The sequence below is a fragment of the Streptomyces sp. bgisy100 genome (assembly GCF_057709105.1).
This window is the reverse complement of record NZ_JBYITE010000034.1, coordinates 31,007-44,294: the sequence shown is the minus strand read 5'-3', so window position 1 is coordinate 44,294 and position 13,288 is coordinate 31,007. Positions and strand designations below refer to the sequence as shown.

Below are 13,288 nucleotides of genomic sequence, written 5' to 3'. Positions count from 1 at the left end.
GCATCCACGCTCCGGGGACAGTGCGTCCCGCATCAGCCGCCGGGATGAACCGGTCCCGACGTCACGGTGAACTCTTGGCAACGTACGCCCCGCCGCCCGGCGGCGGGTGACGACGGCCCGCTGACGCCCGTCCGTCCGGGGTGAACCGGCCGCAACCTGGTGGTGAACTCTCGGCAACGTCTGCCCGGGGGCGCCCTCCGACGGCTGTGGGCGGCTCTGGCCACCCGCTTAATCTGGACTCATGGACGTGAACGCGGCGGTTGCCGCAGCGGCAGCGATCGCCGGGGTCGGAACCGGTGTCGTAGCCATGCTGGCCTTCCGCTGGAGCGAGCGCGAGCAGGCGAAGCCCACGCGCAGCTCGCTGCACACCGATTCCGTGCTGCCCCCCGGTGTCGACACCGTGCTGTCCGTGCTCCGGTCGTCCGCCGTCGTGCTCGACGAGGGCGACAGCGTCGTCAAGGCCAGTTCGGCGGCATATGCCCTGGGCCTGGTCCGCGGCGGCAAGCTGGCCGTCGACCCGATGCTCCAGATGGCCCGGGACACCCGCCGGGACGGCGAGATACGACAGGTGGAGCTGGATCTGCCGCGGCGCGGATCCGGCCGCGGCGAAGGCCTGGCGGTCTCCGCCCGGGTCGCCCCGCTCGGCTCCCGGCTGGTGCTGCTGCTGGTCGAGGACCTCACCGAGGCCCGCCGGATAGAGGCCGTCCGCCGCGACTTCGTGGCCAACGTCAGCCACGAACTCAAGACCCCGGTGGGCGCGCTCTCCCTGCTCTCCGAAGCGGTGATGGACGCCTCGGACGACCCGGAGGCGGTCGACCGGTTCGCCGGCCGGATGCAGGTCGAGGCGACCCGGCTGAACAGCCTCGTGCAGGAGCTCATCGACCTCTCCCGGGTGCAGAACGACGATCCGCTCGAGGACGCCGAGCCGGTGCGGGTGGACGAGCTGGTCGCGGAGGCGATCGACCGCTGCCGCCACCAGGCCGGCACCAAGCAGATCACCATGGCGGCCGGGGGGACGGCGGGCCTCCATGTGTGGGGCAACCGGGGACAGCTCGCCGCGGCCCTCGGCAACCTCGTCGAGAACGCGGTCAACTACAGCCCGGCCCGCACCCGCGTCGGCATAGCCGGGCGCCGGGTCAACGCGCCCGGCGGCTCCCCGGCCGGCGGCTCGGGGGCAATGATCGAGATCGCCGTGACCGACCAGGGCATCGGCATCTCCGACCGCGACAAGGACCGGATCTTCGAACGGTTCTACCGCGTCGACCCGGCGCGCTCGCGCGCCACCGGCGGGACCGGCCTCGGCCTCGCCATCGTCAAGCACGTGGCCGCCTCGCACGGCGGGGAGGTCACGGTGTGGAGCGCTGAGGGACAGGGCTCCACGTTCACCCTGCGGCTTCCGGAGGCAGGCCGCGAAAGGGACCGGGAGCGGACGGACCGCCACGACCGGACCCTGATCGAGCCGGACGACCTCGATGACGAGGACCACCGGCCGTACGAAGCCTTCACCGATGAAACACTTCCCGCCCCGGAGGTCCTTCCGTGACCCGAGTGCTCGTCGTCGAGGACGAGGAATCGTTCAGCGACGCATTGTCGTACATGCTCCGCAAGGAGGGCTTCGAGGTCGCCATTGCGGCAACCGGGCCCGAAGGGCTGGACGAGTTCGAACGCAATGGCGCCGACCTGGTGCTGCTCGACCTGATGCTGCCGGGCCTGCCCGGCACCGAGGTGTGCCGCCAGCTGCGCGGCCGCTCCAACGTCCCGGTGATCATGGTGACCGCCAAGGACAGCGAGATCGACAAGGTCGTCGGGCTCGAAATAGGAGCCGACGACTACGTGACCAAGCCGTTCTCCTCCCGCGAGCTGGTGGCCCGGATCCGGGCCGTGCTGCGCCGCCGCGGCGAGCCGGAGGAGGTCGTCCCGGCGGCCCTGGAGGCCGGCCCGGTACGGATGGACGTCGACCGGCACGTGGTCACCGTCGGCGGCGGCAAGGTGGACCTCCCGCTCAAGGAGTTCGACCTGCTGGAGATGCTGCTGCGGAACGCCGGCCGGGTGCTCACCCGGATGCAGCTGATCGACCGGGTGTGGGGCGCCGACTACGTCGGTGACACCAAGACCCTGGACGTCCATGTGAAGCGGCTGCGCGCCAAGATCGAGCCCGACCCGGGCGCGCCGCGCTATCTGGTCACGGTCCGCGGCCTGGGCTACAAGTTCGAGCCGTAAACCGCCCCGGCGGGGAGTCCCGAACGGAAAAACCCGGCCACGCGTCCCGGCGGGGAATCCCCGAACGGAAAAACCCGGCCACGTGCCCCGGCGGGGAATCCCCGAACGGAAAACCCGGCCACGTGCCCCGGCGGGGAATCCCCGAACGGAAATCCCCGGCCGAGAGCCACGACGAAAGGCCCCGGAGCAGTGCTGCTCCGGGGCCTTCGTGCTGCCTGGGTGCCGCCGCACCGGGCGCGTGCGCACGGACGCGTTGCGCGGCGGGCCGGGCGGCCGGCGCCGGACGGTGTCCGGCGCGCGGCTCAGTGCCCGGCGCCCTCGTGGCCCTCGGCGGACGGGCTCCCGGCGGTGTCGCCGTTGGCCTCGTCGCCGTCCGCGGCCTCCCCGCCGGCGGCCTCCTCGCTGCCCGGGCTGCCGGTCGGCGAACCCGAGGGGGACGCGGTGCCCGAGGGCTTCGCGGAGGACGACGGGGTCGGCACGATGCTCGGCCCGAAGTCCTTGAAGTAGGTCTGGGCGGGCACGACGAACGCCTTCAGCTCGACCTTGCCGGTCCGGCCGAACTCGAACGACACCTGCTGGGCGTTGCCGTCCCGGACGGACTCGCCGCTCCGGGCCATGACGGCGGAGGCGTTGCCCTTGCCGCCGATCATCACCGAACCGCCCGCCGGGATGGTCACCGGGCCGCTGCCCTTGGCGGGCCGCAGCTTCACGGGGGAGGACGAGCCCTCGACGGCGACGGACTCGAGCGTCTCCGTCTTCGTGCCGTTGTTGAAGATCCGGCCCGACACGACGGCCGGACCCTCCGCGCCGTCGGGCTGGGTGATCACATTCACGTTCTGGAGCTGGACGTCACCGACGCTGGTGGCCGCGTTGTCCGGCTTGACCTGGAGCGTCGAGGCAGAGTTCCCGGCGCCGCAGGCGGCGAGCGAGGCGATCGAGAACGCGATGGCGGTCGCGGCGAGGGCGCCGCGTCGAAGGCTGCTGCTCACGGCGGCGGCATCTCCTTGGACGTAAGGGGGTGTCAGCGCGCTTACATTACCGAGCCGTGGTTTCGGCCCCGCACCCGACCCGCCCCCGGGACCCCACGCGCCCTTCGCGTCCCACGCCTCACGTCCGGCTCCCGAGCCCGCCGCGGGCGAGCCGCGCCCAGGTGTCGGGCCCGGTGGACCTGCACGGAGTCCCAGGCGCCGCCGTGCGGCGGCCTGCACGCCGCGACGGCGCCTCCGCCGCGCCCGAGCGCCCATGGGTGACCCCGGGCGCGCTCTGTGGCCTCCCACGCCCCCAGCCGGCGCCCCCAGCCATACGTGCACCACCAGCCACACGTTGCCCGCAGGCCACCCGTGTGCCGTCAGTCACGCGGACGTCCTCAGCCGCCCGGCGGCCGCTCTGTCCGCCCGCTCCGTCAGGCCCGGCTCTACGGGGCCCGCCGCGCCCGGGGGAGGCCACCGCACAGAAGAAGCCGGGGGAAGCCACCCGCACGGAAGAAGCCGGACCGTACGGCCCCCGCAACGCCCCGGCCACAGCGCCGCCACACCGGTCCACCCCGGCTGAGCAGCCACGACGGGAGAGGCCGGACGGCGGCCGCCACGCCGCTCGGGGCGCTGCCCGGGGTCGTCATCCGGCCGTCGGCCACGCCCGGGGGACCGATGACGGGCGAATATCCACCGGGAGTCCGCTCGGCGGATTATCGGCGCCGAATCCGTGAAGGCGAGAAATTGATCAGTGCGCCGAACGGGTCGGAGTGATCAATTCGCGAATCGCGACCGGATCCGCATCCTCTGGCTCCGAACGGAGTAGCGGAAGTCAGCCGCTTGGACTCCGGCAAACCGGGACGTTCGGCCTGTCTTCCGGGGTCGTGGATGCGTGTAACGTACGCGTTTCGCCTCCCCGCCACAGCCGCTCCCACCTGCGAATACCTGGTTCCGGGGACCCCGCGCAGCACGTTCCGGTCGTGATTGTCAAGCCCCGAGATATGCCCTGACCTGCGAAAACGCCATTCAGAACGGGCCGTTCCCGTGTTACTCTGGATAGCCACGGAAGGGGTACCTGTCACATGACGTTCAAGGTTGGCGACACCGTGGTCTATCCCCATCACGGGGCCGCGCTGATCGAGGCCATCGAAACTCGTCAGATCAAAGGCGTGGACAAGACCTACTTGGTGCTGAAGGTTGCCCAGGGTGACCTGACGGTTCGTGTGCCTGCGGACAATGCGGAGTTCGTCGGCGTGCGCGATGTGGTCGGCCAGGACGGGCTGGACCGGGTCTTCGAGGTGCTGCGTGCACCTTATGCCGAAGAGCCGACCAACTGGTCCCGTCGCTACAAGGCAAATCTCGAGAAGCTCGCCTCCGGCGACGTGATCAAGGTTGCGGAGGTCGTGCGCGACCTGTGGCGCCGTGAGCGCGAGCGCGGACTCTCCGCAGGTGAGAAGCGCATGCTCGCCAAGGCGCGGCAGATCCTGGTGAGCGAGCTCGCGCTCGCGGAGAACACCAACGAGGACAAGGCCGAGGCGCTGCTCGACGAGGTTCTCGCGTCCTGACGCGCCGATCGTCCTGACGCGGACCGCGCGCAAGCGCCGGTGCCGGCAGAACAGCCGCGGTGCCCGAGTGACGATTTCGTCGCCGGGCGCTGCGGCATAGGTGCAGGTCGGCGCTGCCTTGTGCGGCACTGTCAGCCGTGCGGCACGGGCGTTGCGGCGCCGACGGCGCACCGCCGAGTCAGGCGCACCCCCGAGCGATCCGCCGGAGTGATTCGGGGAACCGGTCGCCGGATCTCCTTCTGCAGGGACTCTGCTTCTGCAAGCCTCTGCTTCTGCAAGGACTCCGCAGGGACCGGGCGTCCGGATCTTCACGGAACCGGACATCGCGAAACCGGGTCCTTCTGCGTGGCTGCGTCGTTGCGCACGCCCCTGACGTGATGATCCGGTGTGAGCGGGCCCACGGAAACCGGCCCGTTGAAGGATGTGCCGGGCCCGGGCACACGCTCGACCGGTTGTCACGGAAGGGACCGGTCGGGGCATCGCGCCCGGCACGCTGTGGCCATACCCAACTCGGCCGAGGAAACAAACCTGAACGCGCAACCAAACTCCCCCGCTTCGCACCTCCCACGTACCGCCGCCGTCATTCCCGCGGCCGGTCGTGGCGTCCGTCTCGGCCCCGGTGCCCCCAAGGCGCTGCGGGCGCTGGCGGGCACGCCGATGCTGGTGCACGCCGTGCGGGCGATGGCCCGCTCCCGAGCCGTTTCGCTCGTCGTCGTGGTCGCTCCGCCGGAGGGTGCGGCCGAGGTCCGCACCCTCCTCGACGACCACGCTCTGCCGGAGACCACCGACGTGCTGGTCGTGCCCGGCGGGGAGACCCGCCAGGAGTCGGTGGGCCTCGGCCTCGCCGCGCTGCCCGACGACGTCGGCGTGGTCCTGGTGCACGACGCCGCGCGCCCGCTGGTGCCCGTCGACACGGTGGACGCCGTCGCCGCGGCCGTACGGTCCGGCGCTCCCGCGGTCGTCCCGGCGCTGCCGCTCGCGGACACCGTCAAGCAGGTCGAGCCCGCCGCCGCGGGCGAGCCCGAGCCCGTCGTCGGCACGCCCGAGCGTGCCCGGCTGCGCGCCGTGCAGACCCCGCAGGGCTTCGACCGGGCCGTGCTCGTCGAGGCCCACGAGAAGATCCACTGCGAGGGCGACGGGGCCACCGACGACGCCGGGATGGTGGAGCGCCTCGGCGTTCCGGTCGTCGTCGTCCCCGGCCACGAGGAGGCGTTCAAGGTCACCCGGCCGCTGGACCTCGTCCTCGCCGAGGCCGTACTCGCCCGGAGGAGGGCCACCGATGGCTTCACCTGATCCGATGGCCGCACCTGATCCGTCCGGCGCCGCGCCCGTGCTGCCGCTCGTCGGGATCGGCACCGATGTCCACGCCTTCGAGAAGGGCCGTGAGCTGTGGTGCGCGGGCCTGCTCTGGGAGGGCGCCGAGTACGGGCTCGCCGGGCACTCGGACGGCGATGTCGCGGCCCACGCGGCCTGCGACGCGCTGTTCTCCGCCGCCGGAGTCGGCGACCTCGGGGCGCACTTCGGCACCGACCGGCCCGAGTGGTCCGGTGCCTCGGGCGTCACCCTGCTCGCCGAGGCGGCGCGGATCGTGCGGGCCGAGGGCTTCGAGATCGGCAATGTGGCGGTCCAGGTGATCGGCGTCCGCCCGAAGATCGGCAAGCGCCGGGCCGAGGCGCAGCAGGCGCTCTCCGCCGCGGTGGGCGCGCCTGTCTCGGTCTCCGGCACCACCACGGACGGCCTGGGGCTGACCGGCCGCGCCGAGGGGCTCGCCGCGCTGGCCACGGCCGTGGTGTTCCGCCGCCCCTGAGGCGCCGGGACGCCACGTCCCACCGCGCCGGGCCGGGGCCGCGCGACGGCCCCGGCCTCGCCCCGGTCGGCCGTACTCCCCGTTCCGCGGGAGCGGCGTCCGACTGCGCGGCCCTTCATCGCAGCGCCGTCCGACTGCGCGGTCCCCTTCATCGGAGCCCCGTCCGACTGCGTGCCCCGTGCCCCCGGCGTGCCGCCCCGGCCGCGCGCCGCGATTCCCGACGGCTTTCCGCCTGCTCCACACCTGCTCCCCGCCCGCTCTCGGGCTCTGCGCCGAACCGGTGCCCGGCCGCAGGAATATGCCTCCATGCCGGGGAGTTGGGTACGGATCGGGGCACCCCGTTTCATCCGCACACCCGCACCGGAAGGAACCGCCGTGGCAGCCGCACTCTCCGACGACCTCAAGAAGCTCATCGACAGCCCGGTCTTCGCGACCGTCGGCACCGTCCAGCCGGACGGCAGCCCGCAGCTGTCCGTCGTCTGGGTGAAGCGGGACGGCGACGACGTGCTGTTCTCCACCACGGTCGGCCGCCGCAAGGAGAAGAACCTGCGGCGCGACCCCCGGGTCACCGTGCTGGTCAACCCGGCTGACGCGCCGTACACGTACGCCGAGATCCGCGGCACCGCCACCCTCACCACCGAGGGCGGCCGGGAGCTGATCGACGCGCTGTCCATGAAGTACGCCGGCAAGCCCTACGCCGACTTCAACCCCGCGTCGGGGCAGGACGCCGAGCGGGTTGTCGTCCGGATCACCCCGCGCAAGGTCGTCGGCAGCATCTGACGCCCGCGGCTCCCGTCACCTGGAGCTTTCGGTCCGCGGTACGGCGTCCGGCGTACCGCGGCCGTCATGCTTCCGTGCCCTGTGACCCCACGGGTCGCAGGGCACTGCCGTGGGCGCACTACCCTTGTGGGGTGACCATTCGCCTGTACGACACCAGCGCCCGGCAGATCCGCGACTTCACCCCGCTCCGGCCGGGCTGCGTCTCGATCTACCTGTGTGGCGCGACCGTGCAGGCCGCCCCGCACATCGGGCACATCAGGTCGGGCCTCAACTTCGACATCATGCGCCGCTGGTTCGCCCACCGTGGCTACGACGTGACCTTCGTCCGGAACGTCACGGACATCGACGACAAGATCCTGGCCAAGTCCGCGGAGAGCGGCGAGCCGTGGTGGTCGATCGGCTTCCGCAACGAGCGGGCCTTCACCTACGGCTACGACGTGCTCGGCTGCCTCCCGCCGACGTACGAGCCGCGGGCCACCGGCCACATCCCCGAGATGATCGAGATGATGCGCGGCCTCATCGGGCGGGGCCACGCCTACGCCGCCGAGGGCAACGTCTACTTCGACGTGCGGTCCTTCCCGGAGTACCTGCGGCTCTCCAACCAGGAGCTGGAGAACCTCCAGCAGCCGTCGGGCGCCGGTGAGACCGGCAAGCGCGACCCGCGTGACTTCGCCATGTGGAAGGCGGCCAAGCCCGGGGAGCCCAGCTGGGAGACCCCGTGGGGCCGCGGCCGCCCCGGCTGGCACCTGGAGTGCTCGGCCATGGCCCACAAGTACCTGGGCGAGGCCTTCGACATCCACGGCGGCGGGCTGGACCTCGTCTTCCCGCACCACGAGAACGAGATCGCGCAGGCCAAGGCCTTCGGCGACGCGTTCGCCTCGTTCTGGGTGCACAACGCCTGGGTGACGATGAGCGGCGAGAAGATGAGCAAGTCGCTCGGCAACTCGGTGCTCGTCTCGGAGATGGTCAAGCGCTGGCGCCCGATCGTGCTCCGCTACTACCTGGGCACCCCGCACTACCGTTCGATGATCGAGTACAGCGAGGAGGCGCTGCGCGAGGCCGAGTCGGCCTTCGCGCGGATCGAGGGCTTCATCCAGCGGGTCGTCGAGAAGGCGGGCCCCGTGGAGCCCGCGGCCGAGGTGCCGCCGGCCTTCGCCGAGGCGATGGACGACGACCTGGGTGTCCCGCAGGCGCTGGCCGTGGTGCACACCACGGTCCGGCAGGGGAACAGCGCACTCACCGCCGACGACAAGGAAGCCGCCGTCGCCCGCCTGGCGGAGGTCCGTGCGATGCTCGGAGTACTGGGTCTCGACCCGCTCGACGAGCACTGGGCCGGCGCCGACCGCGGCGACGACCTGCACGGCGTCGTGGACTCCCTGGTCCGGCTGGTGCTGGAGCAGCGCCAGGCGGCCCGCGCCCGCAAGGACTACGGCACCGCCGACGCGATCCGTGACCAGCTCCAGCAGACCGGCCTGGTGATCGAGGACACCCCGTCCGGCCCGCGCTGGGAGCTCGGCCCGCGCTGATCGCACAATTGCAGATTTGACCGGCGCTCCGGGGGTCCCGGAGCGCCGGAGTCCATACATACGCAGGTTTGCAGCAACGCAGGATTGCAGCAGCAGTAAGAAATTAGGTGACCCATGGCCGGCAACAGCCAGCGCAGGAACCGCCGCACGTCCAACAAGAAGGGCATGCAGGTCGGCAGTGGCGGTCAGCGGCGCCGTGCCCTGGAGGGCAAGGGCCCGACCCCGCCGGCCTCGGCGCGCAAGGGGCACGCCAAGCAGCGTGCCGCGAACGCCAAGGCCAAGCAGGCGGCTACCCGCCGTCCGGCGCCGCGCCGCGGTGGCCCCAAGGGCACCAGCGAGCTGGTCGTCGGCCGCAACCCGGTGGTCGAGGCGCTGCGCGAGGGCGTCCCGGCGAACACGCTCTACGTCCAGCAGTTCATCGACAACGACGAGCGGGTGCGCGAGGCGCTGCAGCTCGCCGCCGACCGCGGCGGCATCGCGCTGATGGAGGCGCCCAAGCCCGAGCTGGACCGGATGACGAACGGCCTGAACCACCAGGGCCTCGTTCTCCAGGTGCCGCCGTACGACTACGCGCACCCGGAGGACCTGGCCGCGGCCGCGTTCGACGCCGGCGAGGACCCGCTGATCGTCGCTCTGGACGGGGTGACCGACCCGCGGAACCTGGGCGCGGTCGTCCGCTCCGTCTCCGCGTTCGGCGGCCACGGCGTGGTCGTGCCGGAGCGCCGCGCCGCCGGGATGACGGCCGGTGCGTGGAAGACCTCGGCGGGCACCGCGGCCCGCACCCCGGTCGCCCGCGCCACCAACCTGACCCGCGCCCTGGAGAGCTACCAGAAGGCCGGGATGACGGTGGTCGGCCTGGCCGCCGACGGCGAGACGGAGCTGACGGACCTCGAGGCGCTGGACGGCCCCGTGGTGATCGTGGTCGGCAGCGAGGGCAAGGGCCTGTCCCGGCTCGTCGGCGAGACCTGCGACATCCGGGTGCGGATCCCGATGCCGGGCGGCGCGGAGTCGCTGAACGCCGGTGTCGCCGCGGGCGTCGTCCTCTACGAGACGGCTCGTCGCAGGGCGTGAGCCTTTGCCCCCCGGGGGGCGGGGGAGCTTGACGGGCCTCGGACACTTCGAGGCGTCAAGGCAGTGTCCTATGCGCTCGTCACTCGGTTAGATGAGTGTGGACACCAGAACACCCCGCCCTACGGGGGCACGCTCGCGAGGGTTCGACGACGAGCCTGTGCTGAGCACGGTGAAGGTGCCGTGCGACCCGTCCCAGGTCATCGTCAACCACGCGAGCTTCCGCGTGCAGCTCGCCACGCCGGTCAGAGGCCGGGGCACGCCGGGGCACGCCCGGCAGCTCGTCGGCTCCGCCGCACGGTCGGGCGCCGGAGCGCCCGGGGCAGGGAAGCGCCGGACACCCGTCGTGTGGAGCGGTCGCAGCGAACCGGGCGATCGCGCGGCAGGCAATCTCCTCCAGGCCGTACGGGCCTCGGGAACCGGAAACCGGGGCGGCGGCGCCGACATGGGCTCGACCCAGGTGCTGCCCCGCGTCCGGCTCGACGACGCCCCGCCGTCCGTCATCGGCCCGCGGTCCCCCCAGGCCGGCGAGACGGAACTGCTGCGCGGCGTCCGGCCCGCCCGCGGCGCGTACGACGACTACGACGATGGCCCGGACACCGACGAGTTCGCCGCGGTCGACGACGCGGGGCGCGCCGGCCGGCGCCAGGGGACGGACCCGGTCCGGCACGCGTACTACCCGGGCCGCCGGATGAACCTCGGCGTCGTGCTGCTCCCGCTGCGCATCTTCCTCGGCTTCATCCTCATCTCCGCGGGCATGGGGAAGCTCTGCGACCCCGTGTACTTCGACGGCGGCCGGCGCGGCTCGATGGTCACCTGGCTCACGCACCTGCACCCGTGGGGCTTCGCCTCGCCGCTGCGCGACTTCGCCCTGGCGCACCCGGTCGGCTCCGGGCTGAGTGTCGCGTTCCTCCAGGTCGTGGTCGGTGTGCTGACGGTCTTCGGACTGTGGCAGCGGCTGGCCGCCTCGTTCGGCGCGCTGCTGTCGGCCACGCTGCTGATGATGGTCAGCTGGCGCTCGGTGCCGGTCTACGAGGCCCCGGACTTCATCTACCTCGCCGCCTGGAGCCCGCTGATCATCGCGGGGGCGCCGGTGTACTCGATGGACGCCCGGCTGGCGGGCGAGGCCTGGCGGCGGCTCGGCCCGCGGGTCGGCATCTGGGACCTGCGGCGGCGGGTGCTGCGGCGCGGCGCCGTCATGGCGACGGTCGTCGGCGGACTGGCCCTGCTGGTCGGCTCGATGCTCGGCAGCGCCGTGCGGTCCACGGACATGACCACGGTGCCGGGGCCGACGGACGCCCCGCGCAACCACCTCCCCGGCTCGCCGATGCCGAAGGAGCCGGAGTCCGAGCAGGCCTCCCAGGGGCCGACGTCGGCCGGCTCGGGTTCGCCCGAGGCCAGCCGCAGCGCCACCCCGAGCGCCTCCGCGGGGGCGTCCACGGGTCCGGACACGGCACGGGAGACCGCGACGGTCGGGACCGGGCAGCAGCCGGGCCAGTCCCCCTCCGGCCGGGACACCAGCGGTGTGCAGACGCCGCAGCAGCCGGCCGCTCCGGCGGCGCCGCCGAGCCAGACGGCGGGCCCGTCGTCCACGGGCGGCGGTGCCACCCCGGGCGGGGCCACCGGCGGTGGCTCGGGCTCCGGTGGCTCGGGCGGCGACTCGTCCTCCGGCGGCGCGCTCGGAGGCATCCTGGGCTGACCCGGGACCCCGTACGGGCCCGCCTACGCCTCCCCCCGGTCCCGCGGGCCGGAACGCCGCCCCACGACTCACGTCGTGGGGCGGCGTTCTGTGTGGGGGCGGGTGGTCCGGACGGGCGCCGGTGCCGTGGGGAGGCGGGCGTGCCGAGGGCGCGCCGCGGCTGGGGCTCTCCGCATGGTGCCGGGCCGGGGCGGGGCGCGTCCGGCGTGAGCGCGGTGGTGGAGGGCCGTACGGCGGCGCGCGATGGCGGCGCCGTGCGCGGTGGTCCATGGCGGCGTAGCCGTTGTCCGGGGGCGGGCCGCAGGAGGCGTACGCCCGTACTCGGCAGAGGTGGGACGGCCGGGCGAATCAGCGTGTGTGGGAGGCGAGTTCGTCGGCGGCCTCGGAGAGGTCCTTGACCGTGTCGATCGCGCGCCAGTAGGCACCGTGGGGGAGCGGGAAGCCCGCCAGGCGCCGTTCGCGGGCCAGCCGCGGGAAGGTGGTGCGCTCGTGGTCGCCGCGGAGCGGCAGCAGGCCGGTGAACGCGGCGGAGAGCACGTACACCCCCGCGTTGATGTGATACGGCGACAGCGGGGCCTCGATGAAGTCCAGTACGTGGCCGAACTCGTCGGTCTCCACCGCTCCCCAGGGCATCCGCGGCCGGGCCAGCGCCACCGTCGCGTCCGCGCCGCGCTCGTGGTGGAAGGCGGCCATCTCGCGCAGCGAGAAGCGCGTCCAGACGTCCCCGTTGGTGGCGTACCAGGGGCGTTCGGGGTGGGGGAGGGAGGCGGCGGCGTACTTGAGGCCGCCGCCCCGGCCCAGCGGCTCCTTCTCGACCACGGTGGTGACGCGCAGCGGGAGCCGGTCGGCGGCGGACCGCAGCCAGTCCTGGAGGACGGCGGCGAGGTGCCCGCAGGAGACCACGGCGTCGGTGACGCCTTCCTCGGCCAGCCAGGCCAGTTGATGGCCGATGATCGGGGTCCCGGTTCCGGGGATCTCGACCATCGGCTTGGGCCGGTCGTCGGTGTACGGACGAAGCCGTGACCCCTGGCCGCCGGCCAGGATCACGGCTTGTGTGGGATACACGTCGGTGTCCGCGTCGCTGCGCGCAGTCGCGCTCACGTCCTCGCTCACATCCCCAGGGTGGTCACCGGTCATGGGTGCACCCTAGGTGTTGTCCGGACATTCGCGGCATATGGTCAGGGGGCCTCCTGGGAGACGCCGTAGGCGAAGGAGGTGTCGCAGACGGGGCGGGAGAACTCCTGCGCGCGGTGCGCGGCGCCGCCGTACTTGGCCACCGCGGCCCGGCCCAGGGCGCGGGCGATGGAGGCGCAGTGCTTGGCCAGCGAGGGGCGGGCGTTGGTCTCCTCCTGGAGGTGGGTGAGGGCGATGCCCGGGTCCTTCTCCTGGAGTTCCGCGAGGAGCCGGTCGCGGAGCACGTCCTGCGGGGCGCGGGACTTGGCGTGCGTGGAGGCCTTCTCCGCGGACGCCGTGAGCATCCGGGAGTCGGTACCGGTTCCCGACCACGGGACGCTGGTGACCGCGAGCGTCCCGGAGAGCACCAGGACGACGGGGAGGACGAAGGCGAGGGTTCTGCCGATGCGGCGGGCTGCGTGATTCACGCACGCGATCGTAGCGAGGAGTGATGATTCGACGGCATTTAGTCACCCTCT

The 13,288-nt window shown here is 72.8% G+C and carries 12 protein-coding genes; 9 read left to right on the top strand and 3 right to left on the bottom strand.

Going from position 1 to position 13,288, the window contains the following annotated elements; all coding sequences use genetic code 11:
- Window positions 1–241: 241 nt before the first annotated feature.
- On the top strand, window positions 242–1,543 hold the full coding sequence (gene phoR / locus AC3EQ1_RS21735) for a two-component system sensor histidine kinase PhoR (protein WP_432096011.1): 1,302 nt from the start codon (window positions 242–244) through the stop codon (window positions 1,541–1,543).
- Window positions 1,540–2,220 carry a two-component system response regulator PhoP gene (gene phoP / locus AC3EQ1_RS21730; RefSeq protein WP_351512291.1) on the top strand — a complete coding sequence of 227 codons (681 nt, stop codon included), beginning with the start codon at window positions 1,540–1,542 and terminating at the stop codon, window positions 2,218–2,220. The genes phoR and phoP overlap by 4 nt, the downstream gene beginning before the upstream one ends.
- 302 nt (window positions 2,221–2,522) lie before the next feature.
- Here the strand turns inward: phoP and AC3EQ1_RS21725 are convergent, their stop codons facing one another.
- Window positions 2,523–3,209, bottom strand: a complete 687-nt coding sequence (locus tag AC3EQ1_RS21725; RefSeq protein WP_432096010.1) for a DUF461 domain-containing protein — start codon at window positions 3,207–3,209, stop codon at window positions 2,523–2,525.
- Between the two features lie 1,064 nt (window positions 3,210–4,273).
- Here AC3EQ1_RS21725 and AC3EQ1_RS21720 point away from each other — a divergent pair.
- The 7 genes from AC3EQ1_RS21720 (at window position 4,274) to AC3EQ1_RS21690 (ending at window position 11,636) form a co-directional block, all read left to right on the top strand.
- Window positions 4,274–4,756 (top strand): CarD family transcriptional regulator, encoded by a 483-nt coding sequence (locus AC3EQ1_RS21720; protein WP_003953493.1) that lies wholly within the window; start codon window positions 4,274–4,276, stop codon window positions 4,754–4,756.
- Window positions 4,757–5,284: 528 nt separating this feature from the next.
- The gene (gene ispD, locus AC3EQ1_RS21715) at window positions 5,285–6,049 is read left to right on the top strand and encodes a 2-C-methyl-D-erythritol 4-phosphate cytidylyltransferase (RefSeq protein WP_432096035.1); all 765 of its coding nucleotides are present in this window, start codon (window positions 5,285–5,287) and stop codon (window positions 6,047–6,049) included.
- A complete protein-coding gene (gene ispF / locus AC3EQ1_RS21710; protein WP_388852802.1) occupies window positions 6,036–6,563 on the top strand; it encodes a 2-C-methyl-D-erythritol 2,4-cyclodiphosphate synthase in 528 nt (175 codons plus the stop codon). The genes ispD and ispF overlap by 14 nt, the downstream gene beginning before the upstream one ends.
- Window positions 6,564–6,938: 375 nt before the next feature.
- A complete protein-coding gene (locus tag AC3EQ1_RS21705) occupies window positions 6,939–7,343 on the top strand; it encodes a PPOX class F420-dependent oxidoreductase (protein ID WP_432096009.1) in 405 nt (134 codons plus the stop codon).
- A 131-nt stretch (window positions 7,344–7,474) separates the two neighbouring features.
- Complete coding sequence (gene cysS / locus AC3EQ1_RS21700; RefSeq protein ID WP_432096008.1) at window positions 7,475–8,869, top strand: cysteine--tRNA ligase; 1,395 nt, start codon at window positions 7,475–7,477, stop codon at window positions 8,867–8,869.
- Between the two features lie 114 nt (window positions 8,870–8,983).
- A complete protein-coding gene (gene rlmB, locus AC3EQ1_RS21695; protein ID WP_432096007.1) occupies window positions 8,984–9,940 on the top strand; it encodes a 23S rRNA (guanosine(2251)-2'-O)-methyltransferase RlmB in 957 nt (318 codons plus the stop codon).
- Window positions 9,941–10,031: 91 nt separating this feature from the next.
- Window positions 10,032–11,636 carry a DoxX family protein gene (locus tag AC3EQ1_RS21690; protein WP_432096006.1) on the top strand — a complete coding sequence of 535 codons (1,605 nt, stop codon included), beginning with the start codon at window positions 10,032–10,034 and terminating at the stop codon, window positions 11,634–11,636.
- 348 nt (window positions 11,637–11,984) lie between these two features.
- Here the strand turns inward: AC3EQ1_RS21690 and AC3EQ1_RS21685 are convergent, their stop codons facing one another.
- Both AC3EQ1_RS21685 and AC3EQ1_RS21680 read right to left on the bottom strand, forming a co-directional pair.
- The gene (locus AC3EQ1_RS21685) at window positions 11,985–12,749 is read right to left on the bottom strand and encodes a nucleotidyltransferase family protein (RefSeq protein ID WP_432096005.1); all 765 of its coding nucleotides are present in this window, start codon (window positions 12,747–12,749) and stop codon (window positions 11,985–11,987) included.
- Window positions 12,750–12,814: 65 nt separating this feature from the next.
- Window positions 12,815–13,237, bottom strand: a complete 423-nt coding sequence (locus tag AC3EQ1_RS21680; RefSeq protein ID WP_351512306.1) for a hypothetical protein — start codon at window positions 13,235–13,237, stop codon at window positions 12,815–12,817.
- Between the last annotated feature and the right edge of the window lie 51 nt (window positions 13,238–13,288).

Coding starts and splice junctions, on each gene's coding strand:
- phoR (WP_432096011.1), top strand. CDS start 242: ATGGACGTGAACGCGGCGGTTGCCGCAGCGGCAGCGATCGCCGGGGTC.
- AC3EQ1_RS21720 (WP_003953493.1), top strand. CDS start 4,274: ATGACGTTCAAGGTTGGCGACACCGTGGTCTATCCCCATCACGGGGCC.
- ispF (WP_388852802.1), top strand. CDS start 6,036: ATGGCTTCACCTGATCCGATGGCCGCACCTGATCCGTCCGGCGCCGCG.
- rlmB (WP_432096007.1), top strand. CDS start 8,984: ATGGCCGGCAACAGCCAGCGCAGGAACCGCCGCACGTCCAACAAGAAG.
- AC3EQ1_RS21690 (WP_432096006.1), top strand. CDS start 10,032: ATGAGTGTGGACACCAGAACACCCCGCCCTACGGGGGCACGCTCGCGA.